We start from the raw sequence: 25,305 nt of genomic DNA, 5'->3' as shown, positions 1-25,305 counted from the left end.
TGACCGAGCCCGCCCGGGGGTAGGGCGTCCCCATGGATGCCGTCTCGATGGGCAAGGCCGGTCTGCAGGGCTGGCGCGCGAGGGTCGCCGACACGGTGGCGACCCCGGTGGCACGACGGTCCCCGCTCACCGACGACCAGGTGCGGGCCGCGGTGGGGGCCGCGTTCTTCGTGCTGTCGGTCGTCTACGTCGTCCAGACGCTGCGGCAGCTGGGGCGTGGGAGGGCCGCCGCCGGTTAACGTTCGGCATGGCTGTCGATCCCCGCGGTGCCGATCTCAAGCGCTACCTGCAGGAGGACCCGGGCGGGCCCGTGGTCATGCTCAACCTGCTCCGCTACGCCGAGGGCGGCCGCGACTCCTACGCGCAGTACGCCGAGGCGCTGCGGACGACGTTCCTGCCCCGCTACGGCGGCGAGATCCTCTACGCCGGCGACGGCTCCACCGCGCTGGTCGCCGAGGCCGGGCAGGACTGGGATGCCGTGCTGCTGATCCGCTACCCGTCCCGCCAGGCGTTCAGCGCGATGGTGGCCGATCCGGAGTACCAGCAGGTCACCGCCCTGCGCACCCGCGCGCTCACCGAGGCGGTGCTGCAGGCCACGACCCCCTGGTGAGGGCACCCTAACCAGCCCCGGACTACCGTTCAGGCATGACCGAGGCACGACAGGCCACCCGCCAGCCCCGCAAGCGCACCCCGCGGGTGGCCGAGGTGCTGCGCACGACGCGCCTCACCCCGCACATGATCCGCGTCGTCCTCGGCGGCGAGGGGCTGGGCGACCTCCCCGCCGGCGAGTTCACCGACCACTACGTGAAGCTCCAGCTGCCCCCGGCCGGCGCCGGCTACACGGCGCCCTACGACGTCGACGAGCTGCGCGCCACCCTGCCGCCGGAGCAGTGGCCGGTCACCCGCACCTACACGGTGCGGGCGTGGGACGCCGAGGCCGGCGAGCTCACCATCGACTTCGTGCACCACGGCGACGTGGGCGTGGCCGGCCCGTGGGCCGCCGCCGCGCAGCCCGGTGACCGCATCCAGTTCATGGGGCCCGGCGGCGCCTACCGCCCGCACCCGGGCGCCGACTGGCACCTGCTCGCCGGGGACGAGGCCGCGCTGCCGGCCATCGCCGCGGCGCTCGAAGGACTGCCCGCCGGCGCGCGGGCCCTGGCCTTCGTCGAGGTCGCCGGCCCCGAGGAGGAGCAGCCCGACCTGACCGTGCCCGCCGGCACCGAGCTGCGCTGGCTGCACCGCGGGGACGGCGAACCGGGCGAGACGCTGGTCGCCGCCGTCCGGGCCGCGGAACTGCCGCCCGGCCGCGGGCACCTGTTCGTGCACGGCGAGGCCCACGCCGTCCGCGAGCTGCGCCGGCACCTGCGCGCCGTGTGCGGCCTCGACGCGGAGTGGACGTCGATCTCCGGCTACTGGCGGCGCGGCGACACCGAGGACGGCTGGCAGTCGACCAAGCAGGAGTGGAACGCGCAGATCGCGGCCGAGGAGGCCCCGGCGCCGGCCTGAGCCGCCCGCCCGGCCGCGGCGGCCGTCTGACAAGCTCGGAGCCCCACCGACCCCCACCGCAGGAGGACCCGTGCGCGCCGCCCAGATCTCCACCCTCGACGGCCCCCGGGCGATCCAGGTCGTCGACGTCCCCGAGCCCGAGGCCGGCGACAAGGTGCTCATCGACGTCCACGTCGCCGGCGTCACCTACCCCGAGGTGCTGCAGAGCCGCGGCGAGTACCAGATGAAGCCCCCGCTGCCCTTCACCCCGGGCAGCGAGGTGGCCGGCGTCGTGCGCTCCGCCCCCGAGGGCAGCGGCTTCACCGCCGGCCAGCGCGTCGCGGCCTTCCCGTCGCTCGGCGGCTTCGCCGAGGTCGTCGCCGCGGCGCCGTCGCTGACCTTCCCGCTCCCGGACGGCGTCAGCTTCGAGCAGGGCGCCGCCCTGCCCATGAACTACCTGACCATGCACTTCGCGCTGCGCCGACGCGGCCAGCTGCGCGAGGGCGAGTCGGTGCTGGTGCACGGCGCCGCCGGCGGGCTCGGCACGGCCGCCGTCCAGCTGGCCAAGGCCTACGGCGCCCGCGTGCTCGCCGTCGTGTCCAGCGACGCCAAGGGCGAGGTCGCCCGCGCCGCCGGCGCCGACGAGGTCGTGCCGGCCGACGGCTTCCGCGACGCGGTCAAGGAGCTGACCGGCGGCAAGGGCGTCGACGTGGTCGTCGACCCGGTCGGCGGCGACCGCTTCACCGACTCGCTGCGCAGCCTGGGCCGCGAGGGCCGGATCCTGGTCCTCGGCTTCACCGGCGGGGAGATCCCCACGGTCAAGGTCAACCGGCTGCTGCTCAACAACGTCTCCGTCGTCGGCGTCGGCTGGGGCGCGTTCTGGTCCGTCGGGGCGCCCGGCTTCCCCAAGGAGCAGTGGGAGGACCTCTACCCGCTGCTCGAGGCCGGGAAGCTCGACCCCGTGCTGGGCAGCGTGCACCCGCTGGAGGACGTCGTCGCCGCCGTCACCGAGCTCGACGAGCGCCGGGCCGCCGGCAAGGTCCTCCTCCGCGTCCGCGGCTGACCGCACCGGCTGCGGCGCTACTCCCCCAGGAGGCGCCGCAGCCGGCGCGCCGGCTCGCGCACCAGCAGGCCGGGCAGGCGCAGTGCGGCGGTCGCGGCGCGCACCCCGAACCGGAGCAGGTCGGGCCACTCGGCGGGCCTGGGCGCGGCCGCCACGGGCCGCTCCCGCACCGGCGGGGGCACCGGCGGCAGCGCGGGCGGCAGCAGCACGTCCATCGCGGCATGGGTGCGGCGCGGGGCGCGCAGCGAGGCGAAGGACGGGATCGGCGGAGCCGCGGGCGACTCCTCGTCGTCGGGGCCCCGTCCACGACCGGTCGTCGTCACGGTGCGCTCCTCCAGCTCGGTCTCCGGGAACGGGCCGCGTGCTCGGAGGAGCCGCCGCCCGGGGCCGTCGACACTAGCGCCGGCCCGCTGGGCGCCGCGCTCAGCGGTAGTTCACGTGCACGTGGTCCATGTGGTTGGCCGTCGCGCCGCCGCGGTTCTCCATGGGCTTCCACGCACCGCCCGGCGTGCTCATCATCCGCTGCTCCCAGATGAGGTACTCCACGCCGAGCTCGCTCCAGTGCGCCACGTGGTAGGCCACGATCGCGTCGCCGAGGGCGCCGTTCGCCATGACCATGTAGTCCACCGCGAGGCCCGAGGGGTGGCCGCCGGGGTCGGTGGCGCTGGGCCGGGTGCCGCCGAGGGTGATCGAGCCCGCCCCCGGGACGTTGCTGACGACGGCGTCCGCGGCGGCCTGCGCCCGCGGCTTGATCGCACCGGCGCTGTTGCTGATCGTCGCGCGGGTGGTGGCGGCGACCGAGCCCGCGGCCCGCGCGACCGCCGCGGCCGGGGCCTGTGCGGCCGGCGCGGGCTTCGCGGCAGCGGCCTGCGCCGCGGCCAGCTCGGCGAGCTCGGCGGCCTGCCGTGCGGCGGCCTCCTCCGCGGCCCGCCGGGCGGCGGCCTCCGCGTCGGCCCGCTGCTGGTCGAGCACCGCCTGGTCGGCGGCGGCCTGGGTGGCCAGCGCGGCGAACTCGGCGTCCTCACGGCTGCTGCGGCTGGCGGCCAGGTCGGCCAGCGGCCCCAGGTCCCGCGCGACGTCGACCGCGCCGGAGCTGCCCTCGATGCCGAGCTGGCGGGCGACGCTGACCGACTCGGTCTGCGCCGCCTCGGCCTGCGCGTCCGGGCCGGGCCCGACGACGAGGTTCACGATGACGGCGCCTGCGGCGGCGACGCCGATGTAGACGGCCGGCCGGCGGGTCGCCGACGGGGGGCGCCGGTGGGCGGCGGGGCGGGTGGACCGGGGTCGTGCGGTGGTGCTGGGGCGCGCCATCCGGCGGCTCTCCGTTCTTCCGATACCGCCTACCGGGTTAGCTGACGGATTCGGGCTCAGAAGTGCCCTACCCGCGGCGGACGGCGGTCCGGCGCGCGATTCACCCCAGTGCTGCGGTGGGTCCCCGGCTCCCCGCGCCCCGGAGGACGACGGCGACTCAGCGGCGCCCGGCGGCTTCCCCGGGTGGGGACGGTGCGACCGACGGACCGCGCCACGGTAGGCAGCGTTACGGTTCCGTGACAATCGGCGACCGGGCCACGCGGGGCCGGGACGGGCCCCCTACCTGGGGCGATGCGCCGGGTGTGAGGTGCGCCGCAGCTATGCGGGGCCCGGGCGTGTCGAGCGCCTCGGCAGCAGCAGTCGCCGCCCGCTCTCGATGAGGTGCTCGCGGAGCTCGGCGTCCTCCAGCGCGGCGGAGCCGGGATCGGCGGCCGGGCCGGGAAGCCCGACGAGGAACAGCGTGGCCGCGACCCGGAGGGCGGGGTCGGGACCGGCGAGCTGGTCGACGATCCGCTGCAGCACGCCCATGAGCGCCGGGTTCTGTTCGAGCAGGTGCCGGACGGCGACGTCGCCCATGAGCACCGACAACCCGCCGCGGTTGCCGATCAGCAGGTCGACGAGGCCGGCGACCAGCAGCTCCACCCGGCCGCGCCGGCTGCGCTCCGCCTCGGCGGCGACGGCCAGCCGCTCCAGCTCGTCGAGCGCGGGCCGCAGGGCGGCCAGGATGATCTCGTCCTTGGAGCGGTAGTGCCAGTAGACGGCCGCCTTGGTGACGCCGAGGGCGTCGGCGATCTTCTGCAGCGAGGTCTCGCTGACGCCGTCCTCGGCGAACAGCCGCAACGCGGCCTGCAGCAGGCGGGCGCGGCCGGCCCCCGCGGTGCGGTCGGTGCCACCCTCCGGAGCCGTGCTGCCCGGTGCTGCGCTCATCGCTCCCCCTCCCGACGTGTGCCATCTCACCTAGCCGATCGGCTAGGGCCAGCCTAGCTGCGCGGTTAGTCTCCTCGGAGCCGGCACGTCGCGTTCACCGACGCCGTCCGAGCCTGCGGACCGGCCCTCCGGCGCCGCGCCCGCCACCCCGATCGAGGAGTTCTCGTGGCCACCCTGCTCTACCGGCTCGGCCGGTTCTCCTTCCGCCGCCGCGGCCTGGTCGCCCTCGTCTGGGCGCTGCTGCTGGCGGTGTTCGGCGCGGGTGCGGCCACGCTGTCCGGGCCGACCTCGGACTCCTTCACCATCCCCGGCGTCGAGTCCATCACGGCCTTCGACACCCTCGAGCAGAAGATGGGCACGGCGGCGGACAACGCCTCGGCCCGCGTCGTCTTCCGCGCCGAGGGCACCGTGGCCGACGACGGGACGCGCAGCGCGATCGAGCAGGCGCTGGCCGAGGTCGCCGAGGCGCCGCACGTGGCATCGGTGACCGACCCGTTCCTGGAGAACGGCGTCTCCGCCGACGGGCGGACCGCGTACGCGCAGGTCGCCTACGACATCCAGACCATCGACGTCTCCGAGACCGACCGCGAGGCGCTGTTCGACGCCGGCCGCAGCGCCGAGAGCGCCGGCCTGCAGGTCGAGTTCGGCGGCGACGCCACCCAGGGCGTGCCCGAGCAGAGCGCCGCCGAGGTGATCGGCCTGCTGGTGGCGGCGCTCGTGCTGGCCCTCACCTTCGGCTCGCTGGTGGCCGCCGGCCTGCCGCTGCTCACCGCGATCATCGGCGTGGCCCTCGGCGTCTCCGGCGTCACGATCGCCACCGGCTTCGTCGAGCTGAGCTCCAGCACCCCGACGCTGGCGCTGATGCTCGGCCTCGCCGTCGCCATCGACTACGCGCTGTTCATCGTGTCGCGCTACCGCCACGAGCTGTTCCTCGGCCGGGAGCCGGAGGAGGCCGCCGGCCGCGCCGTGGGCACCGCGGGCTCCGCCGTGGTCTTCGCCGGCCTCACGGTGGTCATCGCGCTCGCCGCGCTCTCCGTCGTCGGCGTCCCGTTCCTCACCGCGATGGGCCTGGCCGCCGCCGGCACCGTCGCCGTCGCCGTCGTCATCGCGCTCACCCTGCTGCCGGCCGTGCTGGGCTTCGCCGGCCTGCGGATCCTCGGCACGCGCGGCCGCGCCCGCCTCGAGCGCGAGGAGCAGGCCGCGCAGCCGTTCGGCGCGCGCTGGGGCGCCGCCCTGGTCCGCCACCGGCTGGTCGCCCTGCTGGTCACCGCCGGCACGCTGCTCGTCGTCGCCGTCCCGGCGCTGGACCTGGAGCTGGGCCTGCCGGACGAGAGCACCGCCGCGCCGGACAGCACGCAGCGCAAGGCCTACGACCTGGTGAGCGAGGGCTTCGGCCCGGGCTTCAACGGACCGCTGCTGGTGCTGGTCGAGGGCGCCGGGGAGGGCGGCGCCGTCGCCGGGACCGAGCAGGCCCAGGCCGCCATCGCGCAGCTCGACGACGTCGCGGTCGTCGCACCGGCGCAGTTCAACCCGGCGCAGGACACCGCGGTCATGACCGTGATCCCGGCCAGCGGCCCGGCCACGGACGCCACCGAGGAGCTGGTGAGCACCATCCGCGACCTGGCGCCGCAGCTGCGGGCCGACACCGGGGTCTCCCTGGCCGTCACGGGAGTCACCGCGGTGACCCTCGACGTCGCCGACAAGCTCAACGCCGCGATGCTGCCCTACCTGCTCGTCGTCGTCGGGCTGGCGTTCCTGCTCCTCCTGCTGGTGTTCCGCAGCGTCCTGGTGCCGCTCAAGGCCGTGCTGGGCTTCCTGCTGAGCGTCGTCGCCACCTTCGGCGCCGTCGTCGCGATCTTCCAGTGGGGGTGGCTCAGCGGCGTGTTCGGCGTGGAGAGCACCGGGCCGATCATCAGCCTGCTGCCGATCTTCCTCATCGGCGTGCTGTTCGGCCTCGCGATGGACTACGAGGTCTTCCTCGTGACCCGCATGCGGGAGGAGTACGTCCACGGCGCCACGCCGGACGAGGCGGTCGTCGGCGGCATGCGCCACGGCACCCGGGTGGTCACCGCGGCCGCGCTGATCATGATCAGCGTCTTCGCCGGCTTCATCCTGGCCAGCGACACGATCATCAAGACGATGGGTTTCGCCCTGGCCTTCGGGGTCGCGGTCGACGCCTTCCTCGTCCGCATGACGATCGTGCCCGCGGTGCTCTCGCTGCTGGGCCGCTCGGCCTGGCGGCTGCCCCGCTGGCTGGACCGGGTGCTGCCCGACGTCGACGTCGAGGGCGAGAAGCTCACCCGCGCGCTCGAGGACAGCCCCGCGGCGAAGGAGCCGGTCGCCGTCTGAGCCCGGCGACCGGCCCCGGCGGGGTCGCCGATCAGAGCCGGCGGAGGGCCTTCAGCGCCTCCGCGGCCATCCCGGCCTCGCCACGCGCGTTGGGGTGCACGATCACCGGGTTGGTGCCCTGGAGCACCGGCTCGACCCAGCGGACGCCGAGCGGCTGGCAGGCGTCGTGCCCGTCCGAGGCCCGGCTCATGTCGACGTAGGTCACGCCGGTCGCCTTCGCCGCCCGGCGGACGGCGTCGTTGAGGGTGGCCTGCACACCGCGCAGGTAGGGGATGTCACCGGTCGCGATCGGCATCTTGTCGAAGCAGCCGCCGGCCGCCGGGACGATCCACGGGTAGCCCAGGATCGCGACCTCGGCCCGCGGCGCCTTCGCCCGCACCGCCTGGAGCACCTGCACCAGGGCCGGGTAGGTCGTCGTCCGGATGGTGTCCTCGTAGGACGTGCCGTACGTGTCGCGGCACGGGCTGCCCTGGCCGAGGGTCGAGAGCCCGGCAGCGCCGCACTGCAGGATCGCGTTGAGGAACACGCTGCTGTCGTTGCCGCCGATCGTCATCGTGACCACCTGCGTGTCCGCGGCGACCGCGTCCAGCTGGGGAGCCACGCCCGGGTACTGCGCGGCCAGGAAGTCACCGGTGTCGGCGGCCCCGCAGGTCACGTCGGTGAGCTGCGCGCCGGTCGCGGCCGCGATGACGTGCGGGTAGTTCGCCGTCGAGCGCAGGCACTGCGGCGGCGCGGTCAGGTCCGGCGGCAGGACGCCGGAGGCCGCGCTGTAGGAGTCGCCCAGCGCGACGTAGCGGACCGGGCCGCCGGCCGACGACGGTGGCGCGAGCACCACCAGCGAGACTGACGAGGACGAACAGGCACGCGACGAGACGGCGCACGGGAGCACTCCAGCGGGGCGGGGACGAGGTGCCGGGGACAACGAGCGCCCGCCTGCGGCGTTACGGACGTCACACGTGCGAGCGGTGGAAGCACTCTTCCGGATGCCCGGCGACGGTCCGCGGGACTCCCGACGTGCTCCGGCCGTAACAGGCCTGACACCATTCCCGGAGTTTCCCGATCACGGGGCCGCCCCCGCAGGCGCGCGAGCGCCGCGGTGGCTGGAACCCGCCTGGGACGAGAAGGTGGGTCGTAGCGGATGGAGAGGATCCTCGTGACTGCCATAGACGCGGTTCTGGACGAAGCCGGGCTGACGAACGAAGCGGTTCGCGCCTACGTGAAGCACTGGGCGCAGCACACCGGCGCCGAGCGGGTCGAGGTCGTCAACGCCTCCGACGACGCGCGGCTGATCGCCGAGGCGCTCGAGGCGGGTGAGCTCCTCCCCGCAGGCAAGGGGCGCTACTACTCGCGCAGCCACCCCAAGGACACGGCGCGCTCCGAGGAGCGCACGGTCGTCGCGACGAACAACCCCGACGACAAGGGCGAGTACAACAACTGGCGCCCGGCGTCGGAGATGCGCCCGATGCTCGAGGAGCGGATGGCCGGCAAGTCCGCGGGCAAGACGATGTACGTCGTCCCCTACGTGATGGCGCCCCCCGGCTCCCCGCTGCAGCCCTTCGCCACCGGCGTGGAGCTCACCGACACCCGCACCGTCGTCCTGCACATGATCCGCATGGCGCGGGTGGGCGTGCAGTACGTCAACGACCTCGCCGACCAGGACTACTTCGTCCGCGGCGTGCACGTCACCGGCGACCTGGACAGCCTGGGCCAGGGCACCGCCGAGGACCAGCGCTACTTCGTGACCATCGCCGACGAGCGCACGATCCTGCACTACGGCTCGTCCTACGGCGGCAACGCGCTGCTGGGCAAGATCGCCCACGGGCTGCGCCAGGCCACCTACGACGGGCTGGGCCTCCGGCAAGTTCCTCGCCGAGCAGTTCCTGCTCCTGGGGATCACCGACAAGGAGACCGGCCGCACGTACCACATCGTGGGCGGCATGCCGAGCGCCTCGGGCAAGACCAACCTGGCCATGATCCTGTCGCCGGACTCCCTGGGCGACCGGTACCAGGTGCACTTCTACGGCGACGACATCGCCTGGCTGTGGGTCGACGACGAGGACGGTCGCGTCTACGCGATCAACCCGGAGTACGGGGCCTTCGGCGTCGCCAAGGACACCAACGAGACCACCAACCCCACCGCGGTCGAGGCGATCGCCGAGGGCACCGGGACTATCTTCACCAACGTCGCCTACAACGAGCAGACGCAGGACGTCTGGTGGGAGGGCAAGAGCAAGCAGCCCCCGGCCGACGTCACCGGCTGGCGCGACTGGAAGGGCGAGCTGATCTCGGAGCGCTCCGAGGAGGAGAAGGACGCTCCCTGGGCGCACCCGAACAGCCGGTTCACCACCACGCTGGCCAACATCCCGAACATCGCGCCGGACTACGAGAACCCCAAGGGCGTCCCGGTCGACGCGATCATCTTCGGTGGGCGCACCCGTGACCGCGAGCCGCTGATCCGCGCGATCACCGACCTCGCCGAGGGCGTCTACGACGGCCTCACCCTGGGCGCGGAGGCGACCTTCGCGGCCGAGGGCACCGAGGGCGTGCTGCGGTACGACCCGATGTCGATGCGGCCCTTCATGGCCTACTCCGAGGGCCGGTACGCCGAGCACTGGCTGAAGATCATCGGGGCCGCCAAGGACCAGCCGATCTTCGCCCACGTGAACTGGTTCCAGCGCGGCGAGGACGGCCGCTTCCTGTGGCCGGGCTACCGGGACAACCTCCGCCCGCTGCTGTGGCTCATGCAGCTGCGCAACGGCGAGGTCACCGGCCGGCAGACCCCCGTCGGCATCGTGCCGACCAAGGAGGAGCTGTCGCTCGAGGGCATGGACGACCTCCGCGCCGATCGACCTCGAGACGCTCCTGACGATCGACACCCACCGCTGGCAGCAGGAGATGGGCCACCGCGAGCAGCACCTCTCGCTGTTCCGCGACATGCCCCAGGAGATCTGGGCGGCGCACCGCCGCGTCTCCGACGCCCTGGACGCCGAGGCGAAGTGATCACCGGGGGTCCCCTCCCCCGCTGACCGCCACGAAGGCCCCGACCGCACGCCGGTCGGGGCCTTCGTCGTCTCCCGCCCGGCGTGCAGCATCTGGATCCGTTCGATGCGTCTGATGGGGTGAGGACGGCTGACGGGAGCGGGCGTGACGTTCGAGGAGTTCGTGGACGCGCAGGGGGCTGCCCTGCTGCGGCTGGCGTTCGTCCTGACCGGCGACCGGCACCTCGCCGAGGACCTGACCCAGACGGCGCTGGCGGACGCCTATCGGCACTGGCGGAAGGTGACCGCGGCGCAGGACCCCGCGGCGTACGTCCGCCGGATGCTGGTGAACGCGCACCTGAGCTGGCGACGGCGCCGGTCGAGCACCGAGCGCCCGAGCGAGCTGCCCGACCGGGTCGACCTCGCCGACCGGCCCGGCGACGCCCTGGCGGAACGCGACCAGCTGCGCACGCTGCTGGCCGGCCTGGCGCCGCGGGCACGCACCGTGCTGGTGCTCCGGTACCACGCCGACCTGGACGACGCCGCGATCGCCGACGCGATGGGCGTCAGCCCGAGCGCCGTGCGCGCGACCGCCTCGCGCGCGCTGGCCACCCTGCGCACCACCGCCCTCACCGAGACCGTCCAGGAGGCGCCATGAGCAGCCCCACCGAGCGGCACCTGCGGGAGCTCTTCGCCGCCGACGCCGCGGCCGCGCCGGACGCCGGCGGCCTGGCCACCGTGACCCTGCACCGGGTGCGCCGGCGCCGGCGCGTCCGGCGAACGGTGGCGGCCGGGCTCGTCGCGGCTGCCGCCGTCGTCGGCGGGACTGCGGCCGGTTGGGACCCGCTCGCCTCCGACCCGTCGCCCGTGGCCGCGCCCACCGGCGTCGGCGCGCTCCCCGGCGACGCCACCACGGACTGCCAGGGGTACTCGGTCGTCGGGCTCGCCGCCCTCCTGACCCGCGACGGGGGCTTCGCCTTCGACGGCACCGTCGCGGCGGTCGAGCCCGGCCCGGACCTCGGGCCGGAGATGCCCCGTCAGATGGTGCGCGTGACGTTCCAGGTGCGGACCTGGTACGCCGGCGGCTCGGGCGGGACGGTGGACGTGCTCCTCGACGGGCCGGACACCGAGGACTCGGAGGTGCGCGCCTATGGGATCGGCACGCGCCTGCTCGTTTCCGGCGTGCTCGCGTCCACCGAGCGTGCGTCGGGGGCCATGCCCGTGGACGACGACATGGCCCGGTTCGGCTTCACCTGCGGCTACACCCGCTACTTCGACGGGGCCACCGCCGACGAGTGGACCGCCGTCGCCGCCGGGGAGCTGCCGGCGGGCCCGCTGCCGGAGGAGGACGCCAGCGGCTGCCCCGGCTACTCCCCTGCCCTCGTGGCCGAGACGGGCTTCGCGCTGGACGGCACCGTCACCGAGATCGGACAGCAGCGGTTCCCCCCGCTGCCGGGAGACCCCGCCGACGGCTACTACTCGGTCACCTTCGAGGTGCACGCCTGGTACCGGGGCGGCACCGGCGAGACGGTGACCGTGCACATGACGGCTCCCTACGTCGAGACGGCACAGGGGTTCGACGAGACCTACGCCCTGGGCTCGCGCCTCCTGGTCGCCGGGGACGTGAGCGACGTCGAGGGCCGGGGTCCCATCGCCGAGGGCTGCGGCCTCATCCGCTACTACGACGAGGCCACCGCCGCCGAGTGGGCCGCCGCTGCGTGAACCCCCGCAACGACGAGATCGGCGATCTCGCACGCTCTGGATGTCCGGAGGGTGCGAGATCGCCGATCTCGTCAGCTGGCCTGCGGCTCAGTCGAGATAGTCGCGCAGGACCTGGGAGCGGCTGGGGTGGCGCAGCTTGCTCATCGGTCTTGGACTCGATCTGCCGGATCCGCTCCCGGGTGACCCCGTAGACGCGGCCGATCTCGTCCAGGGTGCGCGGCTGGCCGTCGGTGAGGCCGAAGCGCAGCCGGACCACGCCGGCCTCCCGCTCCGACAGCGTCTGCAGCACGGAGAGCAGCTGGTCCTGCATCAGGCCGAAGCTCACCGCGTCGACGGCGACGACGGCCTCGGAGTCCTCGATGAAGTCACCGAGCTGGCTGTCGCCCTCGTCGCCGATGGTCTGGTCGAGGCTGATCGGCTCCCGGGCGTACTGCTGGATCTCCAGCACCTTCTCCGGGGTGAGGTCGAGCTCCTTGGCCAGCTCCTCCGGGGTGGGCTCGCGGCCGAGGGACTGCGACATCTCCCGCTGGATGCGGCCGAGCTTGTTGATGACCTCGACCATGTGCACCGGGATGCGGATCGTGCGCGCCTGGTCGGCCATCGCGCGGGTGATCGCCTGGCGGATCCACCACGTCGCGTAGGTCGAGAACTTGAAGCCCTTGGTGTAGTCGAACTTCTCCACCGCCCGGATCAGGCCCATGTTGCCCTCCTGGATGAGGTCCAGGAACGCCATGCCGCGGCCGGTGTAGCGCTTGGCCAGCGACACCACGAGGCGCAGGTTGGCCTCCAGCAGGTGGTCCTTGGCGCGCTCGCCGTCCCGGGTCACCCAGGTGAGCTCGCGGCGGCGGGCCACCGGCAGCGTCTCACCGGCGGCAGCGGCGTCGGCGAGCTTGTGGCTGGCGTAGAGCCCGGCCTCGATCCGCTTGGCGAGGTCGACCTCCTCCTCGGCGGTGAGCAGCTTCACCCGGCCGATGAGCTTGAGGTAGGCCCGCACCGCGTCGGTGGAGGCCGTCATCTCGGCGTCCTTGCGGGCCTTGCGCAGGGCCGCGGACTCCTCCTCGTCGCCCCACTCGAACTCGCCACCGGTGGCGCCGGCCGCGGCGTCGCCCTCGGCCTCGGGGGCGTCGCTGTCGTCGTCCTCCTCCACCGCGCTGGTGGTGACGGTCACGGTCTCCGCCGGGACGGCGGTCTCGAGGACGTCGTCGTCGAGGACCTCGTCGGTCTCGGCCGGCGCGGCCTTCGACTTCGGTGCGGCCTTCGCCTTGGCGGGCGCCTTCGGCTTGGCGGCGGCCTTGGGCTTGGCGGCGGCCTTGGGCTTGGCGGCGGCCTTGGGCTTCGCCGCGGTCTTGGGCTTGGTGGGAGTGGTGATGGTTTCGTCCGTAGCGTTCGGGGCCGGCTGGGCGATGTCGGTCGCAGTCATCGTCGCCTCTCGTGACGGGATCGGACGGCGTCGCGGGGACGTGGCGGTCCTGGCGGAGAGGCCGGCGCGTGCGCGACGAGGAGCCGGCACGTGCTGAGGGTGGGGAGCGGATGTCCTGCGGTTCCGGCCGTTTCGGCGCGTTCCCGGGGACGACGAGCCATTTTAGCCCGTCCTCGGGACCGGTGCCGCCGCCCACCGTTCCGGGCCGCCCCCACGGGGTGGAATCGCCCCACCGGCGGCGGGACGCACGCCGCACCCGGGCACCCCGCACGTTCGGCCCGCCCCCGCCGCGGGCAGGCTCGGGGTGCAGCCGCTGACGGGAGGAGGTCCCCGGTGCCCGCCACCGACACCGACGCACGACGGGGGCCCCGAGCCCTCCACGGCCGGGCCCGGCGGACCTGGGCCCGGCACCCGCGGGTGGGGATGGCGCTCAAGGCGGCGCTGGCCGCCTCGCTGGCCTGGGCGCTGGTGCGGCTGGTCCCCGGCCCGGCCGCCGACTACCCGTACTACGCGCCCCTGGGCGCGGTCATCGCCAGCTCGACGACGCTGACCGGCTCGGTCCGGGAGTCGGCGCAGACGGTCACCGCCATCTCGCTGGGCGCCGCGGTCGCGCTCGTCGTCGACGCCGTGACCGGCCCCGACCTCCTGGCGATCGCGCTCGTCGTCGCGGTCGGGGTGCTGCTGGCCGGCTGGCCGCTGCTGGGCAGCTCGCGCAGCTGGGTGCCGACATCCGGGCTGTTCGTGCTCATCATCGGCAACGCCAACCCGACGGCCTACGTGCTCGGCTACGCCGGGCTGACCCTGTTCGGTGCGCTCGTGGGGCTCGCCGTCACCGCCGCCTTCCCGCCGCTCCCGCTGGCGCCGGCGCAGGCCCAGCTCCAGCTGCTGCGCGACGCGCTGGCCGACCAGCTGGACGACCTCGCCGACGGGCTGCGCCAGCAGACCCCGCCCACCGCGGAGGGCTGGCAGGAGCGGACCCGCACGATCGACCCTGTGCTGGCCGAGATGCGGGCCGCCGTCGAGCAGGCGCTGGAGGCGCAGCGCGGCAACCGCAAGGCCCGCCGCTACGCCGAGGACGCGCGGCAGCAGGTGCTGCAGGCCCGCGCCCTGGAGCGGCTGACGCTGCTGGTCGAGGAGCTCACCGACGCGCTGACCGCCACCGAGCGGGCCGAGCTCGAGCGGGTGGCACTGGGCCCGGCGCTGCGGCCGGCCGCGGCCCGGACCCTCGGCGCCCTGGGCGACGCGCTCCGGACGGTGCGGGACCGGACGGCGGACCCGGAGGCGCTCCGCGTGGCGGACGACGCGGTCCAGGCCCTCGCCGACGAGGTCCGGCGCACCCGCAGCGCAACGCGCGAGGACCTGTTCGTGGCCGGCAGCGTCATCGACGCCGTCCGCCGCGGGCTGGTCGCGCTCGGCGCGCCGTCGTGAGCCGCGTGGGGCGGCGGCTCAGCTGCCGATCTCGGTGCGGACGGCGTACAGCTCGGGGAAGAAGGTGAGGTCCAGGGCCCGCTTGAGGAACCCGACGCCCGAGGAGCCCCCGGTGCCGGTCTTGGCGCCGATCGTGCGCTGCACGGTCAGCAGGTGGCGGAACCGCCACATCTGGAAGTTGTCCTCGATGTCGACGAGGCTCTCGCAGGCCTCGTAGACCCCCCACGGCGTCTCGGTCGACTCGTAGATCCGCCGGAACACCGGCACGAGCCCCTCCGCGAACCGCCACGGCTCCCGGACGTCGCGGTCCAGCACGGCCCGCGGGACGTCGAACCCGGCCCGGGCCAGCAGCCGCAGGAACTCGTCGTAGAGCGTCGGCGCGTCCAGCAGCTCGGCGAGCAGCTGCCGGGCGGCCGGCTCGGCCTCGAACACCTGCAGCATCGCGGCGTTCTTGTTGCCCAGGACGAACTCCACCGCGCGGTACTGGTGGGACTGGAACCCCGAGGCGTTGCCGAGGGCGCCGCGGAACTGCGCGTACTCCCGCGGGGTGAGGGTGGCCAGCACCGACCACTGCTCGGTGAGCGTGCGCTGGATGTTCTTGACCCGGGCCAGGCACTTCAGCGCCGGGTCCAGCTCGTCGGCGGCGAGGTAGCGGCGGGCGGCCACCAGCTCGTGCAGCACCAGCTTCAGCCACAGCTCGCTGGTCTGGTGCTGGACGATGAACAGCAGCTCGTCGTGGTGCTCGGGGCTGCTGCGCGGGTGCTGGGCGGCCAGCAGCTGGTCCAGGCCGAGGTAGCCGCCGTAGCCGGCGTCGGCGGTCAGGTCGGTCCGGATGGACTGCTCGAGCGTGCGCTCCGCGCGTGCGGCGTCGTCGGGATCGGTGGCCATGGGCGCACGCTAGCCCTCGCGGGGGAGGTCGCAGCTCCCTCTGGAAGAGTGAGGACGTCCGGGCATGCCCGGACGAGATGCGGGGAAACCACGCGTGCAGCGGCCCGGGAGATGACGGAGCTCACGGTGGGCGAGATTCCTCACACCCCGCGGATCGCACGTCGGCAGCGGTTTCGGCCGACCATCTAGGGTGCGGCGCCCGCGGGTGCCCTCCCCCGGTTGGCCAGAGAGGCAGAAGTGACTTCGGATCGCGGCGCAGTACCTGACAGCTCCAACCCCGACGTGGTGCTCGTGGGCGGCGGGATCATGAGCGCCACCCTCGCCTCGCTGTTCGGCATCGTCGCCCCCGACTGGTCGGTCACCGTCTTCGAGGCCGGTCCCGCCCTGGCCGGGGAGAGCTCCGACGCCTGGAACAACGCCGGCACCGGGCACTCCGCGCTCTGCGAGCTCAACTACACCCCGGCCGGTCCCGACGGCCGGGTCGACGCCACCAAGGCCGTCTCGATCAATGAGCAGTTCCAGGTCTCGCGGCAGTTCTGGTCGCACCTGGTGCGCGGCGGGATGACCGGGTCCCCCCGCGACTTCATCTCCCCCGTGCCGCACGTCAGCTTCGTCACCGGCGACGAGGGCCGCCGCTACATGCGCGCCCGCTACGACGCGCTCAAGGCGCAGCCGCTGTTCGCCGAGCTCGAGCACGCCGAGGACCCCGCCGTCCTCGAGCAGTGGATCCCCCTGGTCATGGCCGGCCGCGACCCGCAGCAGGCCGTCGCCGCCACCCGTTCGATCGCCGGCACCGACGTCAACTTCGGGGCGCTGACCAAGCTGCTGCTGGCCGACGCCGAGACCCGCGGCGTCGCGGCGCACACCCACCAGCGCGTCCGCGACATCGAGCGGGAGACCGACGGCCGCTGGAAGGTGACCGTCGAGGACACCCGCTCCGGCGAGCCGCGCACGGTGCGCGCCAAGTTCGTCTTCGTCGGCGCCGGCGGCGGGGCCCTGCCGCTGCTGCAGCGCACCGGCATCCCGGAGATCGCCGGCTTCGGCGGCTTCCCGGTCAGCGGCATGTTCCTGCGCAGCACCGCGGCCGAGCTGGTCAGCAAGCACCAGGCCAAGGTCTACGGCCAGGCGGCCGTCGGCGCGCCGCCGATGTCGGTGCCGCACCTGGACCTGCGGCTCATCGACGGCGAGCACTCGCTGCTGTTCGGGCCCTACGCCGGCTTCTCCCCCAAGTTCCTCAAGGCCGGCTCGATCTTCGACCTGCCGCTGAGCGTGCGGCCGAACAACCTGGGCTCGATGCTCGGCGTCGCCCGCACGGAGCTGGCGCTCACCAAGTACCTGATCAAGGAGCTGCTCCAGTCGCGGGCGGCCCGGCACCGGACGCTGCAGGGCTTCGTCCCGGAGGCCGAGGAGCACGACTGGGACATGATCACCGCCGGTCAGCGGGTCCAGGTGATCAAGCGCGACCCGTCCACCGGCAAGGGCATGCTCCAGTTCGGCACCGAGCTCATCGTGGGCGCGGAGGGCAGCATCGCCGGCCTGCTCGGGGCCTCCCCCGGCGCCTCGACGGCGGTGGCGGCGATGCTGACGCTGCTGGAGCGCTGCTTCCCCGACCGCATGACGTCGTGGCGGCCGCTGATCCAGGAGGCGATCCCCTCGTACGGCCACAAGCTGTCCGAGGAGCCCGAGCTGCTGGCCCAGGTGCGCAAGGACACGATGGAGACCCTCGAGCTCGACGGCTGACCCCCCTCCTCGGGGGCGGGGCTACCGGCAGCGGGTCGCGACGGGGTAGGGTTCTCCCCGGTCGCTGTTGTACCTCTGCTCGTTCTCGAACGTCCGCAGTCGTCTCTGCCTGACGTTCCTCTCGGTCCTGCCGGTCGGTGCGGCGGCCCCGGATCAGCGAAGTGCCGGTCCGGTCACCCCCCAGCACGGAAGAAGAACAACATGGCTCAGGGCACTGTGAAGTGGTTCAACGCGGAGAAGGGCTTCGGGTTCATCGCCCAGGACGGCGGCGGCGCCGACGTCTTCTGCCACTACTCCGCCATCGTCAGCGACGGCTACCGCTCGCTCGACGAGGGCCAGCAGGTCGAGTTCGACGTCACGCAGGGCCAGAAGGGCCCGCAGGCGGAGAACGTCCGTCCCCTCTGATCTGAACTGATCCCCGGACGGGGGTCACGGCGCTCCGGCGCCGTGGCCCCCGTTCGGCGTTTCCGGGGGCAGAGGACGGAGCCCCCGTTCGGCGTTTCCGGGGGCAGGGGACGGAGCCCTTGTTCGGCGTTCCCAGGGGCAGCGGTCAGTCCAGCGAGACGGCCACGGTGGCGGCGAGTTCGCGGACGGCGTCGAGGTCGGCGGGCGACGCCGCACCGGTCAGGCCCAGCGGCGCGGCCACCTGCTTCCAGCGCAGCGCCCCGGTGATGCGGGCGATGCTGGTGAGCGCCCCGGCGGTGTCGTCGTTGCCGTGCACGTAGACGCCGTAGGGCAGGCCGGGGGTGGCGTCCAGGCACGGGTAGTAGACGGTGTCGAAGAAGTGCTTGAGCGCCCCCGACATGTAGCCGATGTTGGCCGGCGTGCCGAGGAGGACCCCGTCTGCGGCCAGCACGTCGGCCGCTCCGGCCGAGAGGGCGGGGCGGAGCACCAGTTCCGTGCCCTCGGCGAGGGCCACGCCCTCCTTCACCGCCTCGAGGACCGCCTGCAGTGCGGGCGAGGGGGTGTGGTGGACGACGAGCAGACGGGCCATGCCCGGATCATCCCGCGTCCGGGTCGCCGTCCCGCGCCCGGCCGGCCGCCGTCCGCAGCTCGCCGTAGAGCCGCGCGAGGTCGGGCAGCTGGACGTGCGCGTTGAGCCCGCTGGGGTTGGGGGCCACCCAGGTCCGGACGCCGCCGATCCGCTCGGGCTGCTCGCCCAGCACCCCGCCGCGCCGCTCGAAGCCCAGCCGGTAGGCGCTGATCCCGAGGACGGCGAGCAGCCGCGGCCGGTACCGCGCCACCAGCTCCTCCAGCGCCGCGGCTCCGGCGCGCAGCTCGTCGCGGCCCAGCTCGGCGGCCGTGCGGGTGGGCCGGTCGACCAGGTTGGTCACCCCGAGGCCCCAGCGCGGCAGCTCGGCGTCCTCCTCGGGGCGCAGCTGCCGCGGCGTGAGGCCGGCCCGGTGCAGGGCCGGCCAGAACCGGTTGCCCGGCCGGGCGAAGTGGTGCCGCCGCTCGGCCGACATCAGCGAGGGGTTGATCCCGCAGAACAGCACGTCCAGGCCGGGTGCGAGCACGTCGGGCACCGGCTTGCCGCCCGCCTGCGGACCGTCCACGGGACCGCGGGTCAGCCGGGCAGCGAGCCGCGGGCGACGACGTCGGTGGGCGCCTCGGGCGCGCGGCGCCCCGGCTCGATGCTGATGCCGTAGCCGGGGAAGCCGTCGGCGTCCTCGACCGCCAGGGTGCGCAGCTGCCGGCCGGAGCCGGTGACGTCGAACGCGCCCAGCGCCTTCGGGGTGCCCTGGTCCAGGCCCCACAGGACGTAGGTCTCGGTCTCCCGGTCGTTGGCCGGCAGCGCCCGGTTGACCACCTGGACGCCGTCGTCGCGGGCCAGCAGGGTGGCCACCGTGCGGCCGTCGGGGTCGGCCACCGGGACGACGGTCGCCGGGCCCGGGCGGAGCAGCTCGTCCACCACCGACGCCTCGGCGGCCGCGGTGCGCCGGGCCTCGTCGCGATCGCCGACGAGCACGGCCGCCCAGCCGCCGAGGCCCACGACCGCGGCGACGGCGGCGGCGAGCAGCACCGCCGTCCGGCGGCGGCGCGGCACGGGCAGCGCCACGGGGGCGGCGGGTGCGGCGGAGGGCAGGTCGGGAGCGGGCACGTCGGGAGCCGGCACGTCCGTAGCCGGCGCGGCCGGTGCGTCCTGCGGCGTGCGCGCCACCTCGACGCGCAGCCGCTCGGCGAGGGCGGGAGGGGGCTCGGCCGCGGGGACGGCGGCGGCGAGGTCGCCCATGACGTCGGTGGTCTCGGCGACGACCTGGCGGCAGCGCGCACACCCGGCCAGGTGCGCGCCGAAGGTCTCCGCGTCCCCCGGCTCGAGCGCGTGCAGCGCCCAGCCGACCGCGAGCTCCTCGGAGTGCTCGCCGTGCCCGGGGCCGGTCGCGGCGGCGCTCACCGGGCGCTCCCGTCCGTCGGCGTGGCGGCCGCGCGGCCCTCGGTCGCCGGGCCGGCGCTGCGGCCGAGGTCGGTGCGCAGCTTGCGCATCCCGGCCAGCATGCGGGTCTTCACGGTGCCCAGCGGGACGCCGGTCAGGGCCGCGACCTCCCGCTGGGTGTAGCCGCCGTAGTAGGCCAGCCCCAGCGCCTCGCGCTGCGCGGCGGGCAGCTCGCCCAGCGCCGCGCGAACCTGCTGGGAGACCACCCGGTCGACGGCCTGCTCCTCGGCGTCGCGGGTGGCCGTCGGCGCGTCCAGTGCCATGTCGTCCTCCGCCCGGCGGCCGCGCCGCCGGTGCCCCTCCTCGCGGCGCACCGCGTCGACCGCCTTGTGGTGGACCATCGCCAGCAGCCAGGACGAGACGGCGGCCCGCTGCTCGTCGAAGGCGCCGGGGCTCCGCCACACCGACAGGAACACCTCCTGGACGACGTCCTCGGCGAGCCCGTCGTCGACCAGGATCCGGCGGGCCAGCGCGAACGCCTGCCGGCCGAACATCGCGTACAGCTCGTCGACGGCGTTCCGGTCGCCGGCCCGGATCCGGGCGAGCAGGGCGACGGCGGCGGCGTTCTCCGGCCTGCATGCCGGTTCGTCCACGCCCGCAACGGTAACCGGCCGCGGGGCGCGCACGGCGGCAGCACCGCGGTCGGCGGCCGGCCGCGTTCCGGTCAGCGGTCGCACGCGCTCCTCCTCCGGTCGGTGGCACGTCGTCGGGCAGCGTTCGTGCCCTGCGCCGGATCGGTTCACCCCCGGCCGTCTCTTCCCGCGCGGCGGCGCCGACGCACCGCGCAGGAGCCGGACCGGGCCCGGGGACCGGACGTCCGGAAGACTGGGCGGGTGCATGCCGAGAACCTGTTGCTGCTGGTCCTCGGCGCGGTCGCCGTCATCGTCGCGGTCCACTGGGTGGCCGCGCGCACCGGGCTCCCCGAGGCGGCGCTGCTCACCCTGTGCGGGATCGGCTACGCGGTGCTGCCCGGGCCGAACATCGTGCTCGACCCCGACCTCGTGCTGCTGCTGGTGCTGCCGCCGCTGCTCTACAGCGCCGCGCTGGACGCCTCGCTCACCGCGATCCGGCGCAACCTGCGCACGGTCGTCAGCCTCTCGGTGCTGCTCGTGCTGGCCACGGCGCTGCTGATCGGCGTCGGGTTCGCCCTGTTCGTCGCCGGCGCCACGCTCGCGGCGGGCATCGCGCTGGGCGCCGCGGTCGCCCCGCCCGACCCGGTGGCCGCGCTGGCCGTCGGCGCGCAAGGTCGGCCTGCCGCCCCGCCTGGTGACCCTCATCCAGGGCGAGGGTCTGCTCAACGACGCGACCGCGCTGACCATCCTGGGCGTCGCGATCGCCGCCGCCCAGGGCGACGGCTTCTCCGCGCCGGGCGCCGTCGGGCAGTTCCTCGTCGCGGCGGTCGGCGGTGTCGCGATGGGCCTGGCGGTCGCCGTCGCCATCCGGCCGCTGCGCCGGCTGCGCACCGATCCGCTGTCGTCGAACGCGATCTCGCTGGCCACCCCGTTCGTCGCCTACCTGCTCGGCGAGGCGGTAGACGTCTCCGGCGTGCTGGCGGTCGTCATCGCCGGGCTGGTCATCGGGCACAACAACCCGAGCTGGGCCTCGGGCGCCAGCCGGCTGCAGACCAACGCGGTCTGGCGGCTGGTCGACTTCCTGCTCGAGGGCATCGTCTTCCTGCTCATCGGCCAGCAGCTGCCCAGCATCATCGACGGGCTGGGCGCCTACGAGGCCTCCACCATCTGGACCGCCTCGCTGATCACCGTCGGGGTGGTGCTGCTGCTGCGCCCGCTGTGGCTGTGGCTCACCGAGCACATGCCCCAGTCGCTGCACATGCGGCTCAGCGAGGACGTCGACGACGACCCCGGTGCGCACGCGCACGGCCGGCTCACCGGGCGGGAGATCGTCGCGCTGAGCTGGGCCGGCACCCGCGGCGTCATCAGCCTGGCCGCGATCTTCTCGCTGCCCCGGTTCACCGAGTCCGGCGCGCCGTTCCCCGACCGAGACCTGCTGCTGTTCTGCGCGCTGCTGGCGGTCCTCGTGACCCTGGTGGGCCAGGGGCTCACCTTCGCGCCGATGGTGCGGCTGCTGGGGATCCGGGCCGACCAGGCCGACGAGGCGCGGCTGCGCAACGAGGCGCGCGCAGCGTCGGTGGAGGCGGGCCTGGCCCGGCTCACCGAGCTGGAGGTGGCCCGCCACGACCACGTCGACGACGAGGCGATCGCCGCCATCCGCGTGCAAGCTGTCCACCCGTCTGGCGCGCTACCGGCAGCGGCTGGACCTGCTGCAGACGGCCGAGGCCGGCGCGATCCCGATGTCGCCGCAGTACGAGGCGGCGCTGCGGGTGCGCCGCTCGGTGCTCGACGCGCAGCGCGCCGCGCTGCTGGACTGGCGGGACACCGGCCGGCTGCCCGACGAGAGCCTGCGCATCCTCGAGCGCGAGCTGGACCACGAGGAGCGGCTGCTCCCGGCCCGCCCGGAGCGCTGAGTCCGGTCCTCAGCCCGCGGCGACGTGGGTGCCGAAGGTCCGCGCGTGGTAGGTCAGCGGCGCGCCGGTCCCGGGATCGGCGCGCCGCACCTGCCCCAGCACGATGACGTGGTCGCCGCCGGGCACCAGGCTGGTCACGGTGCACCCCAGCCAGCCGCCGGCGCTGCGCAGCCGCGGAGCGCCGGCGTCGAGCTCCCACGGCACGCCGGCGAACTTGTCCTCGCCCTTGCGCGCGAACGCGTGCGCCAGGGCCCGACTCCCCGACCGCCAGCACCGACAGGCCCAAGGGGCTGCCGACGGCGAGCCGCCGCAGCAGGTCCGAGCGCTCGTCGAGCGCCACCATGACCATGGGCGGGGCCAGCGAGAGCGAGGCGAAGGCGCTCACGGTCGTGCCGTGCGGCACTCCCCCGGTCAGCGTGGAGACGACGGCGACCGGGGTGGCCACGCCGGCCATGACCGCGCGGAAGTCGTCGGCCAGGGCGACCGCAGGGGCGCTCACGCCGCACCCGCGACCGGGAGGGCGGCGGCCGGCTCGGTGACCGCGGACCACAGGGTGCGGGCGAGCGCGTCGTTCTGCCGGAAGAAGGGCGCGTTGGTGCGCGGCCGGGCGAAGGCGGCGACCTGCGCCCCCGCCGTCCAGAAGCCGACGGCGAACAGCCGAGGCCGCACCCCGCCGGTCGCCGTCCGGACGCGCAGCGACGGGTCGACGTCCAGCCGGCCGGTGCGCCGGTGCCCCGCCGGCGCGGCCGGGTCGGCCAGCACGCGCTCGGCGGCCGCACCGCGGGCCAGCAGGGCGGTGACCAGCGCGTCGGGGGTGGCGCTCACGTCGGGTTCGGGGATGCGGGCCTCCACCAGGGCGCGGGCCTCGACCGCACCGGGCGCGCTGGGCGAGACGGCCCGGAAGACGCCGGCCCGCTCGTCGAGCACCACCTCGACGTCGGCGCCGAGGAACCGGAGCACGCCGGCCTCGGACAGCGCCAGCAGCTCCTCGAGCCGGGGACCCGGCGGGCCGCTGGCCAGGTAGCTGAACAGGTTCATCCACCACCCGGAGAGGTCCTCGCACTCCGAGCGGGGGGTGAGCCGGCGCCCGGTGACCAGCGCGGCGAGGGTGCCGTGGCACTGCAGCAGCGCGAGGAAGACCGCCGAGTCGGCGCTGTGCCGGGGGTCGGCGGCGCGGTCCAGGCTCTGCCGCACGTGCCCGCGGACCCACTCCTGGAGCTCGTGGGAGTCGTCGAAGCGCACCCCCGCCAGCGGCCGGTCCAGCGCGGCGAGGTCGAACCGGTCGGCCGGATCGGGCACCGCCTCGGCGGCCAGCCGGGCCAGCTCCGCAGGGCCGGCCGCGACGTACCGTTCGGCGAACTCCGCCCAGGGCAGCGCGGTGCGTTCGGGGAAGGCGCGGAACAGCTCGGTGTAGTGCGCCCAGCCCAGCTCGCGGGTGATCAGCGGGGCGAGGTCGGCCCGCAGGTCCAGCTGCCGCGCCGGCCCGAAGGCGGCGTCCACGGCGGCCGGGGTGAAGAAGCGCAGCGGCACCGGCGGGCCGGCCCACGGGTAGCCGAGCTTCGGCCGGTAGGGCACCCCGCGGCGCGAGCCGACGTGCAGCACCGGCTCGCGACCGCTGGGCAGGTAGCGCAGCCGCCCCTCGCCGGTGCGCTCGAAGGCGCCCCCGCGGCCGCTGGTGAGCAGCACCACGAGGTCGACGAACGCCAGCCCCGCGCCGCGCACGAGCACGTCCTCCCCCGGCGCCAGCACCGACAGGTCGACGTCGGCGGTGTAGGCGGTGGGCAGGTAGGTGAGGCCGGCGGCCGCCGCCCGCGCGGCGGTGCGCCGCTCGGCGGGGGTCGGTGCGGCGTCCAGGTGGCCCTGCGCGAGCAGGACGGCGTCCACGTCGAGCACGACCCCGTCGGCGAGGTGCACCGTCGCGCCGTCGGGGCGGTCGTCGACGTCCACCGCGCGGGTGCGGTGCACCAGGACGTCGGCCCACGGCGCGGCGTCGGCGACCACCCGGTCCAGCGCCCAGGCGAGGTAGGCGCTGACCAGCGGCCGGGACGGGAAGGACGCCGGCCCCAGCCGCCGCGCCTCGCGACCGACGGCGGAGTCGGCGGGCAGCCCTCGGCCGACGTCCTGCACCCACTGCCAGAGGGTGCTGCCGTCGGTCACCGGTCCCTCGACGACGACGGACCGGTCGGGCAGCACGGTGACGTCGCCGACCAGCGAGTTCGCCCACAGCAGGTCGGGCTGCGCGGCGCGCCAGACCCGGCCACCACCGGCGGGGTGCGGATCGACGAGGTGCACGGTCAGCCGGGCGCCGCCGGAGAGGGCGGGGGCGTTGGCGACCAGGCGCTCGAGCACGCCGATCGCCGTCGGGCCGGCGCCGACGACGCACAAGGACGGGCCGGGCAGGAAGCGGGAGTGCGGGGCGGGTGCGGACATGCGGGGTCGTCTCCAGTACCGGTGCGGACGCGCGAGGACGGGGTGGTCAGCGCGTCGGACAGAGGGCACTGCAGGTGCGCAGGAGGTCGACGTGCCGGCGGGAGCGCAGCGGGGTCGCGACCACGGGCCGGCCTCCTCCCTGGCGCACGGACGTCTGCTCCCGGGCGGGGCGACTGGACTATGTCTACCAAACCGATCGGGTTTGACGGTCATCCGTTCCGTGCCCTACAGTCCCGGCTCAGGTCCTGAGCGCCAGCACCAAGCCCCGGCTCGCTGGCCGGCAACCCTCCGCTGTGACGGGGTGCCCCGGGTGACGACCAGGCGGGCACGTCCGTGCCCGCAAGCCAGCCGGCCCCTGCACGGGGTCGAGAGCGAGGAGCCACGACGTGGGACAGGTGAGCGCGCGCACCCGGCGCATCCCGTCGCTCGACCTCGTCGGCCGCCCTGCGGTCGACCTGCTGCGCACCAGCAGCGCGCTCTGTCGCTGACCCGTTCCTGACCGGTCCACCGGTCCCCGCGGCCCGGCCGCTCCCCCTCCCCTGCGCTGCTCCACCGCGCCGTCGTCCCGGCGGCACCGGTGGCCTGCCCGCGCGTCCCCGCCCAGGAGTTCCCGCATGCCCAGCTCCCCTCCCCCGCGTCCCCGGA

General features: G+C 74.9%; 24 protein-coding genes, 4 pseudogenes and 2 riboswitches. Of the genes and pseudogenes, 15 read left to right on the top strand and 13 right to left on the bottom strand.

What is annotated here, in order from left to right:
- The first annotated feature begins 32 nt into the window (after positions 1-32).
- The 4 genes from JKP76_RS13645 (at position 33) to JKP76_RS23520 (ending at position 2,548) form a co-directional block, all read left to right on the top strand.
- Positions 33-239 carry a hypothetical protein gene (locus tag JKP76_RS13645; RefSeq protein WP_200491535.1) on the top strand — a complete coding sequence of 69 codons (207 nt, stop codon included), beginning with the start codon at positions 33-35 and terminating at the stop codon, positions 237-239.
- Between the two features lie 8 nt (positions 240-247).
- Positions 248-610 (top strand): DUF1330 domain-containing protein, encoded by a 363-nt coding sequence (locus tag JKP76_RS13640; RefSeq protein ID WP_200491534.1) that lies wholly within the window; start codon positions 248-250, stop codon positions 608-610.
- A gap of 35 nt (positions 611-645) precedes the next feature.
- Positions 646-1,506 carry a siderophore-interacting protein gene (locus JKP76_RS13635; protein ID WP_200491533.1) on the top strand — a complete coding sequence of 287 codons (861 nt, stop codon included), beginning with the start codon at positions 646-648 and terminating at the stop codon, positions 1,504-1,506.
- Positions 1,507-1,576: 70 nt separating this feature from the next.
- On the top strand, positions 1,577-2,548 hold the full coding sequence (locus tag JKP76_RS23520; protein ID WP_200491532.1) for an NADPH:quinone oxidoreductase family protein: 972 nt from the start codon (positions 1,577-1,579) through the stop codon (positions 2,546-2,548).
- Positions 2,549-2,565: 17 nt separating this feature from the next.
- Here the strand turns inward: JKP76_RS23520 and JKP76_RS13625 are convergent, their stop codons facing one another.
- The 3 genes from JKP76_RS13625 to JKP76_RS13615 form a co-directional block, all read right to left on the bottom strand.
- The gene (locus JKP76_RS13625) at positions 2,566-2,871 is read right to left on the bottom strand and encodes a hypothetical protein (RefSeq protein ID WP_200491531.1); all 306 of its coding nucleotides are present in this window, start codon (positions 2,869-2,871) and stop codon (positions 2,566-2,568) included.
- 100 nt (positions 2,872-2,971) lie between these two features.
- Positions 2,972-3,859 (bottom strand): hypothetical protein, encoded by an 888-nt coding sequence (locus tag JKP76_RS13620; RefSeq protein ID WP_200491530.1) that lies wholly within the window; start codon positions 3,857-3,859, stop codon positions 2,972-2,974.
- A gap of 11 nt (positions 3,860-3,870) precedes the next feature.
- Positions 3,871-4,024: riboswitch (cyclic di-AMP (ydaO/yuaA leader) on the bottom strand.
- 153 nt (positions 4,025-4,177) lie between these two features.
- Positions 4,178-4,786, bottom strand: coding sequence for a TetR/AcrR family transcriptional regulator (locus JKP76_RS13615; protein ID WP_200491529.1), 609 nt, complete (start codon positions 4,784-4,786; stop codon positions 4,178-4,180).
- 165 nt (positions 4,787-4,951) lie between these two features.
- On the opposite strand from JKP76_RS13615, the gene JKP76_RS13610 reads away from it, so the two are divergent.
- Positions 4,952-7,135, top strand: coding sequence for an MMPL family transporter (locus JKP76_RS13610; protein WP_200491528.1), 2,184 nt, complete (start codon positions 4,952-4,954; stop codon positions 7,133-7,135).
- 31 nt (positions 7,136-7,166) lie between these two features.
- Here JKP76_RS13610 and JKP76_RS13605 read toward each other — a convergent pair whose 3' ends face one another.
- Positions 7,167-7,967, bottom strand: coding sequence for an SGNH/GDSL hydrolase family protein (locus tag JKP76_RS13605; RefSeq protein WP_200491527.1), 801 nt, complete (start codon positions 7,965-7,967; stop codon positions 7,167-7,169).
- 306 nt (positions 7,968-8,273) lie between these two features.
- Between JKP76_RS13605 and JKP76_RS21150 the strand changes: the two are divergent.
- The 4 genes and pseudogenes from JKP76_RS21150 to JKP76_RS13590 form a co-directional block, all read left to right on the top strand.
- Positions 8,274-8,921, top strand: a pseudogene (locus JKP76_RS21150) (phosphoenolpyruvate carboxykinase); the annotation flags it as partial.
- Between the two features lie 94 nt (positions 8,922-9,015).
- Positions 9,016-10,161 (top strand): phosphoenolpyruvate carboxykinase (GTP), encoded by a 1,146-nt coding sequence (locus JKP76_RS21145; RefSeq protein WP_309233064.1) that lies wholly within the window; start codon positions 9,016-9,018, stop codon positions 10,159-10,161.
- Positions 10,162-10,279: 118 nt separating this feature from the next.
- Positions 10,280-10,771: a SigE family RNA polymerase sigma factor gene (locus JKP76_RS13595; RefSeq protein WP_309229736.1), complete on the top strand. Its 492-nt coding sequence runs from the start codon at positions 10,280-10,282 to the stop codon at positions 10,769-10,771.
- A complete protein-coding gene (locus JKP76_RS13590) occupies positions 10,768-11,835 on the top strand; it encodes a hypothetical protein (RefSeq protein ID WP_200491526.1) in 1,068 nt (355 codons plus the stop codon). Before JKP76_RS13595 ends, JKP76_RS13590 begins: the two co-directional genes overlap by 4 nt.
- Here the strand turns inward: JKP76_RS13590 and JKP76_RS13585 are convergent.
- Entirely contained in the window at positions 11,783-13,255 is a 1,473-nt protein-coding gene (locus JKP76_RS13585; protein WP_304504740.1) for an RNA polymerase sigma factor, read from the bottom strand. The two genes, JKP76_RS13590 and JKP76_RS13585, sit on opposite strands and share 53 nt — an antisense overlap.
- Before the next feature lie 333 nt (positions 13,256-13,588).
- On the opposite strand from JKP76_RS13585, the gene JKP76_RS13580 reads away from it, so the two are divergent.
- Complete coding sequence (locus tag JKP76_RS13580; protein ID WP_200491525.1) at positions 13,589-14,683, top strand: aromatic acid exporter family protein; 1,095 nt, start codon at positions 13,589-13,591, stop codon at positions 14,681-14,683.
- 18 nt (positions 14,684-14,701) lie between these two features.
- Here the strand turns inward: JKP76_RS13580 and JKP76_RS13575 are convergent, their stop codons facing one another.
- A complete protein-coding gene (locus JKP76_RS13575) occupies positions 14,702-15,571 on the bottom strand; it encodes a tryptophan 2,3-dioxygenase (RefSeq protein ID WP_200491524.1) in 870 nt (289 codons plus the stop codon).
- 237 nt (positions 15,572-15,808) lie between these two features.
- On the opposite strand from JKP76_RS13575, the gene mqo reads away from it, so the two are divergent.
- Both mqo and JKP76_RS13565 read left to right on the top strand, forming a co-directional pair.
- Positions 15,809-17,311: a malate dehydrogenase (quinone) gene (gene mqo, locus JKP76_RS13570; protein ID WP_200491523.1), complete on the top strand. Its 1,503-nt coding sequence runs from the start codon at positions 15,809-15,811 to the stop codon at positions 17,309-17,311.
- Positions 17,312-17,512: 201 nt separating this feature from the next.
- Positions 17,513-17,716, top strand: a complete 204-nt coding sequence (locus JKP76_RS13565; RefSeq protein ID WP_104524457.1) for a cold-shock protein — start codon at positions 17,513-17,515, stop codon at positions 17,714-17,716.
- A gap of 145 nt (positions 17,717-17,861) precedes the next feature.
- Here JKP76_RS13565 and JKP76_RS13560 read toward each other — a convergent pair whose 3' ends face one another.
- Genes JKP76_RS13560 through JKP76_RS13545 form a run of 4 tightly spaced genes read right to left on the bottom strand, consistent with a single transcriptional unit; the run spans position 17,862 to position 20,338 of the window.
- The gene (locus JKP76_RS13560) at positions 17,862-18,305 is read right to left on the bottom strand and encodes a flavodoxin family protein (protein ID WP_200491522.1); all 444 of its coding nucleotides are present in this window, start codon (positions 18,303-18,305) and stop codon (positions 17,862-17,864) included.
- Positions 18,306-18,312: 7 nt separating this feature from the next.
- Positions 18,313-18,867: a G/U mismatch-specific DNA glycosylase gene (gene mug, locus JKP76_RS13555; protein ID WP_200491521.1), complete on the bottom strand. Its 555-nt coding sequence runs from the start codon at positions 18,865-18,867 to the stop codon at positions 18,313-18,315.
- An 11-nt stretch (positions 18,868-18,878) separates the two neighbouring features.
- A complete protein-coding gene (locus JKP76_RS13550; protein WP_200491520.1) occupies positions 18,879-19,706 on the bottom strand; it encodes an anti-sigma factor domain-containing protein in 828 nt (275 codons plus the stop codon).
- Positions 19,703-20,338 carry a sigma-70 family RNA polymerase sigma factor gene (locus tag JKP76_RS13545; RefSeq protein WP_309229737.1) on the bottom strand — a complete coding sequence of 212 codons (636 nt, stop codon included), beginning with the start codon at positions 20,336-20,338 and terminating at the stop codon, positions 19,703-19,705. The genes JKP76_RS13550 and JKP76_RS13545 overlap by 4 nt, the downstream gene beginning before the upstream one ends.
- Positions 20,339-20,440: 102 nt before the next feature.
- Between JKP76_RS13545 and JKP76_RS22570 the strand changes: the two are divergent.
- Positions 20,441-20,920, top strand: a pseudogene (locus tag JKP76_RS22570) (cation:proton antiporter); the annotation flags it as partial.
- 91 nt (positions 20,921-21,011) lie between these two features.
- Positions 21,012-21,767, top strand: a pseudogene (locus JKP76_RS23515) (cation:proton antiporter); the annotation flags it as partial.
- A 472-nt stretch (positions 21,768-22,239) separates the two neighbouring features.
- Here JKP76_RS23515 and JKP76_RS22565 read toward each other — a convergent pair.
- The 3 genes and pseudogenes from JKP76_RS22565 to JKP76_RS13530 all read right to left on the bottom strand — a co-directional run bounded on the left by JKP76_RS22565 (position 22,240) and on the right by JKP76_RS13530 (position 24,660).
- Positions 22,240-22,434, bottom strand: coding sequence for a flavin reductase family protein (locus tag JKP76_RS22565; protein ID WP_309232986.1), 195 nt, complete (start codon positions 22,432-22,434; stop codon positions 22,240-22,242).
- Positions 22,435-22,552: 118 nt separating this feature from the next.
- Positions 22,553-22,684, bottom strand: a pseudogene (locus JKP76_RS22560) (flavin reductase); the annotation flags it as partial.
- A 41-nt stretch (positions 22,685-22,725) separates the two neighbouring features.
- The gene (locus JKP76_RS13530) at positions 22,726-24,660 is read right to left on the bottom strand and encodes an FAD/NAD(P)-binding domain-containing protein (RefSeq protein WP_200491517.1); all 1,935 of its coding nucleotides are present in this window, start codon (positions 24,658-24,660) and stop codon (positions 22,726-22,728) included.
- 241 nt (positions 24,661-24,901) lie between these two features.
- A riboswitch (SAM riboswitch) is annotated at positions 24,902-25,010 on the top strand.
- Positions 25,011-25,046: 36 nt separating this feature from the next.
- Between JKP76_RS13530 and JKP76_RS24100 the strand changes: the two genes are divergently transcribed.
- On the top strand, positions 25,047-25,148 hold the full coding sequence (locus JKP76_RS24100; protein WP_375335655.1) for a putative leader peptide: 102 nt from the start codon (positions 25,047-25,049) through the stop codon (positions 25,146-25,148).
- Positions 25,149-25,305: the final 157 nt, after the last annotated feature.

Source organism: Blastococcus sp. TML/C7B (assembly GCF_016612845.1).
Classification (GTDB): Bacteria; Actinomycetota; Actinomycetes; order Mycobacteriales; family Geodermatophilaceae; genus Blastococcus.
Note: the sequence above shows the minus strand (reverse complement) of the source record. Positions and strands in the feature narration are given on the sequence as shown.

Bases quoted from the DNA above. Each gene is read 5' to 3' on its own strand.
- JKP76_RS13575 (WP_200491524.1), bottom strand. From the start codon at position 15,571: ATGGCCACCGATCCCGACGACGCCGCACGCGCGGAGCGCACGCTCGAG.
- JKP76_RS13585 (WP_304504740.1), bottom strand. From the start codon at position 13,255: ATGACTGCGACCGACATCGCCCAGCCGGCCCCGAACGCTACGGACGAA.
- JKP76_RS13590 (WP_200491526.1), top strand. From the start codon at position 10,768: ATGAGCAGCCCCACCGAGCGGCACCTGCGGGAGCTCTTCGCCGCCGAC.
- JKP76_RS13560 (WP_200491522.1), bottom strand. From the start codon at position 18,305: ATGGCCCGTCTGCTCGTCGTCCACCACACCCCCTCGCCCGCACTGCAG.
- JKP76_RS13565 (WP_104524457.1), top strand. From the start codon at position 17,513: ATGGCTCAGGGCACTGTGAAGTGGTTCAACGCGGAGAAGGGCTTCGGG.
- JKP76_RS13640 (WP_200491534.1), top strand. From the start codon at position 248: ATGGCTGTCGATCCCCGCGGTGCCGATCTCAAGCGCTACCTGCAGGAG.
- JKP76_RS13645 (WP_200491535.1), top strand. From the start codon at position 33: ATGGATGCCGTCTCGATGGGCAAGGCCGGTCTGCAGGGCTGGCGCGCG.
- JKP76_RS13615 (WP_200491529.1), bottom strand. From the start codon at position 4,786: ATGAGCGCAGCACCGGGCAGCACGGCTCCGGAGGGTGGCACCGACCGC.
- JKP76_RS13530 (WP_200491517.1), bottom strand. From the start codon at position 24,660: ATGTCCGCACCCGCCCCGCACTCCCGCTTCCTGCCCGGCCCGTCCTTG.
- JKP76_RS13620 (WP_200491530.1), bottom strand. From the start codon at position 3,859: ATGGCGCGCCCCAGCACCACCGCACGACCCCGGTCCACCCGCCCCGCC.
- JKP76_RS13635 (WP_200491533.1), top strand. From the start codon at position 646: ATGACCGAGGCACGACAGGCCACCCGCCAGCCCCGCAAGCGCACCCCG.